Annotated in this window: 5 protein-coding genes; all 5 read right to left on the bottom strand. The window is 56.8% G+C overall.

All coding sequences use genetic code 11. The annotated features are described in order from the left end of the window. Positions 1-90 precede the first annotated feature (90 nt). Positions 91-855, bottom strand: coding sequence for an SDR family oxidoreductase (locus JWR17_RS14365; protein WP_299832566.1), 765 nt, complete (start codon positions 853-855; stop codon positions 91-93). Between the two features lie 751 nt (positions 856-1,606). Then, complete coding sequence (locus JWR17_RS14370) at positions 1,607-2,323, bottom strand: ABC transporter ATP-binding protein (RefSeq protein WP_299832568.1); 717 nt, start codon at positions 2,321-2,323, stop codon at positions 1,607-1,609. Further along, complete coding sequence (locus JWR17_RS14375) at positions 2,320-3,195, bottom strand: ATP-binding cassette domain-containing protein (RefSeq protein ID WP_299832570.1); 876 nt, start codon at positions 3,193-3,195, stop codon at positions 2,320-2,322. Before JWR17_RS14375 ends, JWR17_RS14370 begins: the two co-directional genes overlap by 4 nt. Next, positions 3,192-4,475 (bottom strand): high-affinity branched-chain amino acid ABC transporter permease LivM, encoded by a 1,284-nt coding sequence (gene livM / locus JWR17_RS14380; RefSeq protein WP_299832572.1) that lies wholly within the window; start codon positions 4,473-4,475, stop codon positions 3,192-3,194. Before livM ends, JWR17_RS14375 begins: the two co-directional genes overlap by 4 nt. Positions 4,476-4,477: 2 nt before the next feature. Then, positions 4,478-4,546: hypothetical protein (locus JWR17_RS14385; RefSeq protein ID WP_299832574.1), on the bottom strand; the 69-nt coding region annotated here is incomplete at its 5' end.

A 4,546-nucleotide genomic window follows, 5' to 3' on the forward strand; every position in this document is an offset into this window, starting at 1 on the left:
CCTTCGGCAGCTCCTACCGGTGAATTTTTTTACAATCCAGACCCTGTAGGACCGATTTATTCGGGAAGCAGGCGGCGCGGTTTAGCTGTTTCAGCCGCGAGTACGGTCAATCGCAAAACCAGCCCACGTCTGGCTCACCGGCATCAATTCCAGGCTGTTGACGTTGACGTGCGCAGGGGTGTTCATCAGCCAAAAAATGGTATCAGCGATGTCTTGCGGTTGAATCGCCTCAGCGCCAGCGTAGGTCGCGTCATAGCGCTCTTGGTCACCGGCGAAACGCACCAGAGAGAACTCGCTTTCGCACAGGCCTGGCTCAAGCGTGGTTACCCGCACGCCGGTACCAATCAGATCGCAACGCAGGTTCAACGAGAACTGCTTTACGAACGCCTTGGTGGCCCCGTACACGTGGCTGCCCGGATAGGCGTAATTACCGGCGATCGAACCGAGGTTGATGATGGAAGCGCCACGGCCATGGGCGATCAGGCGCGGCAGCAGCAAACGGGTGGTGTACATCAAGCCTTTGACGTTGGTGTCGACCATGGTGTCCCAATCGTCCAGATCGCATTTCGGCGCAGGATCAACACCCAAAGCCAGACCGGCGTTGTTGATCAACCCACGAATGGTCGCGAACTCTGCCGGCAAACCAGCAATGGCGGTCTCCATGGCCGCACGGTCGCGCACGTCCACCACCAGGCCATGGACCTTGGTCTGTGTCGACAATTCGGCGCACAGCGCATTCAGGCGCTCTTCACGACGTCCTGTCAGCACAAGCGACCAACCCGCCTCGGCAAACTTACGCGCACATGCTTCGCCAAAGCCGGATGTAGCACCGGTAATGAATACGGTGGACGTCATTTCTTTCTCCTGATTTGGCTCGCACGCAACGCAGCCATGATTTCGATAAGGGCAATAGACCGCAAGGATGCCCGGCCAGGCAGGTGACCAGCAAGCGTAGGATGAATCGACTTTGCGCCCCTGCCTGCTGTACGAAAAACACTCTACTGGCATGAGACCGCAGCCCGCCTGGGCTGCATTGAGTTTTACCCACCTTATCCACAGCGCCACACACATTTTTTGGGGGCAACTGCAAATGGCTGCCAGCCCGGTCATTTCCAGCCTCCTGCGGATTTCAAAGGGTTTTTTGCTTGACCCCGAGCATCACACCTGCCGAGGTCAAAAACGCCGCCGACAATCGAAAAACCACGTGAAGGCTCCATGCCAGTAACTACGGCCCTCAGCACGACCTTTCCAGTGCTTGTCCACCGACTTATCCACAGGAACGGTGGACAGAAAGACTGTATGAACGACCAGCCAGAAAATCATTGACAGAACGCATTGAAGGTCACTGAATAAACACTGATCAAAAAACAACCAGGACGCTGTAAGCCACGTATATCAAGGGCTACAGCCAGCTACTCCCATGTTACCCACAGCTACCTCCACAGCAATCTTGGACAAGTCAAAACCGTGACAAAACAACTATTTGCAGCGCCTTTATGCCGCAGTTTAAGAGCTTGCCAAAAATGTTTTCCACAATTCAAAAAAAACGCGCCGAGGGCATAAATCCCAAGGCGCGTCGCGTATTTTTAATCTAAGGAAGCAGGGATCAGTGACCGCCAAGGTAGGCGTTTCTGACCTCGTCATTGCTCAACAATTCTTTCCCGGTGCCAGTCAGGCGAATCTCGCCATTGACCATTACATAAGCCCGATCCGATAGCCGCAGTGCGTGGTTGGCGTTCTGCTCGACGAGGAAAATCGTCATGCCAGACGCCGCCAATTCGCGCAAGGTAGCGAATATCTGCTTGACGATGATCGGCGCCAGACCCAGCGACGGCTCATCCAGCAGCAGCAGCTTGGGACGACTCATGAGTGCACGGGCGATGGCCAGCATCTGCTGCTCGCCACCGGACATGGTCATGGCGCGCTGATTGCGACGTTCTTTAAGCCGTGGAAACAGTTCGAACATGCGTTGCATGTCTTCCGAGGCAAATTTGTCACCGATGGGAATGGTGCCCATCAGCAGATTTTCCTCGACGCTCATGTCCGGAAACACCCGCCGCCCTTCCGGCGACTGAGCAATGCCGTGGGACGCGATGTAGTGGGAGGTCTTCTGGGTGATGTCGACACCCTGGTAGATGATCTGCCCACCGCTGGCCCGTGGCTGACCGAAGATCGACATCAGCAACGTGGATTTACCCGCGCCGTTGGAGCCGATCAGGCTGACGGTTTCGCCTTCGTTGATGTGCAACGATACTTTTTTCAAGGCCTGGATCGGCCCGTAAAACACATCGATATTTTTCAATTCGAGGATGGGTACGCTCATACCAACTCCTCTTCATCAGCGCCCAGGTAAGCGGCGATCACTTTTGGATCGTTGCGAATCTGTTCCGGGCCGCCTTCCGCAATCACGTTGCCGTGGTCAAGCACCACGATGTAGTCGGAAATACTCATGACCATGCCCATGTCGTGCTCGATCAGCACCACCGTCATGTCGTGCTCGTCGCGCAGCAGGCGGATCATGCCGCTCAGTGCTTCGGTTTCCTGTGGGTTGAGGCCCGCTGCCGGTTCATCGAGGCAGATGATCTGCGGCCGCGTGCACATGGCCCGGGCGATCTCCAGACGGCGTTGTTGACCGTAGGACAGTTCACCGGCGAGGCGGTTGGCGCAGTCCACCAGGTTCACCACTTCCAGCCAATAGAACGCATGATCCAGCGCGTCGCTTTCCGCCTTGCGATAAGCTTTGGTGTTGAGGATCCCGGCGATCATGCTGCGGTTGACCCACATGTGCTGGGCCACCAACAGGTTCTCGATAACCGACATTTCCTTGAACAGGCGAATGTTCTGGAAGGTCCGCGCCAGACCGGCGCGGTTCACCAAGTGCGTGCCGCCGAACATTTTATAGAACAGGCGGGAGCCGAAGCTTTTTGGCGACACGAAGTCGCTGACCTTGAACGACTCACCCAACAACTGGATAACGTTGGTGCTGGTGCCGCGGCTGTTGAGCTGGATGCGACCGCCTGTGGCTTTGTAGAAGCCGGTCAGGCAGTTGAACACGGTGGTCTTGCCAGCGCCGTTAGGGCCGATCAGCGCTGAAATCGAGTTGCGTTTGATCTGCAGGCTGACGTCACTGAGGGCCTTGATGCCGCCAAAGTGCATCATCAGGTTCTCGACCGAGAGAATGACTTCATTATTCATGGCGCCACTCCTTTACGCGGAAGCACACCGGTACGGCTGATCCGAATCAGGCCGCGCGGTTTCCAGATCATCATCACCACCATCAGGATGCCAAACAGCAATACCCGGTATTCGGCGAAGCTGCGCAGCAGTTCCGGCGTTACGGTCAATACAAAGGCGGCAATCACCACGCCGACCGTCGACCCCATACCGCCCAGAACGACGATTGCCAGGATCAGTGCCGATTCATAGAAGGTGAATGACGTCGGGTTGACGAAGCCTTGGTAGGTACCGAAGAACACCCCGGCCAGACCGGCAGTCGAAGCCCCCAGGGTAAAGGCCGAAAGTTTGACCAATACGTGGTTCAAGCCCATGGCGCGGCAGGCGATTTCATCTTCACGCAAGGCTTCCCAGGCGCGGCCGACCGGCATGCGGGTCAAGCGATGCTTGACGTACAGCACCAGCAGCACCACCACGAACAGCACGGCATAGATGAACATGTACTTGAAGGTCGGATTGTAATCGATGCCCAGCAACTGGTGAATCGGCGTGCCGCCATCGCGGGCGAAACGGCCGAACTCGATCCCGAAAAAGGTTGGGGCCGGCACTGGCATGCCGTTAGGTCCGCCGGTGAAGGACAGCCAGTTGGTCAGGATCAGGCGAATGATTTCACCGAAGCCCAGGGTCACGATAGCCAGGTAATCACCGTGCATGCGTAGAACCGGGAAGCCCAGGATGCAGCCGGCCAGCGCAGCCAGTAGCGCCGACAGGGGCAACACTGTCCAGAAGCCGAGGCCCAGGTAGTGATAACCCAGCGCCAGACCATAGGCGCCAATGGCGTAGAACGCCACGTAACCCAAGTCGAGCAGACCGGCCAGGCCCACCACAATGTTCAAGCCCAGGCCCAACAACACGTAGATCAGACCGAGGATCACGACCGTTAACACGTACTGGTCGGCGAACACTGGAAATATCAGGGCGACCACGATGAAGAACGGGATGATGTAGCGCAGGCGCGATTTGTAGTTCGGTGGCAATACGTGCACACCCGAACCTGTGGTCTCGAAACTGCTCTGAATCTTCACGCCTCTCTCGGTCTGCATGAACAGGCTCAAGAACAGACGGCCGACCATCACCGCACCGACCATCCAGGCCAGGCGTGCCGGCTGCAGGTTAAAGCCGTAGCCGTCGAGCACCACACCCACGACGGGACCAAATACGATCAGGGACATGAGACCGGCAAGAACGGTGTCGACCAGGCTTTTCTTGATATCGATAGGTTTTTTATTGGCTGCGGACATACTTATACCTTCGCCACGAGTGGGCGACCCAACAGGCCTTGAGGACGGAAAATCAGGATCAATACCAACAG

This window comes from Pseudomonas sp., from assembly GCF_028293835.1.
Lineage (GTDB): Bacteria > Pseudomonadota > Gammaproteobacteria > Pseudomonadales > Pseudomonadaceae > Aquipseudomonas.

Bases quoted from the DNA above. Each gene is read 5' to 3' on its own strand.
- JWR17_RS14375 (WP_299832570.1), bottom strand. From the start codon at position 3,195: ATGAATAATGAAGTCATTCTCTCGGTCGAGAACCTGATGATGCACTTT.
- livM (WP_299832572.1), bottom strand. From the start codon at position 4,475: ATGTCCGCAGCCAATAAAAAACCTATCGATATCAAGAAAAGCCTGGTC.
- JWR17_RS14370 (WP_299832568.1), bottom strand. From the start codon at position 2,323: ATGAGCGTACCCATCCTCGAATTGAAAAATATCGATGTGTTTTACGGG.
- JWR17_RS14365 (WP_299832566.1), bottom strand. From the start codon at position 855: ATGACGTCCACCGTATTCATTACCGGTGCTACATCCGGCTTTGGCGAA.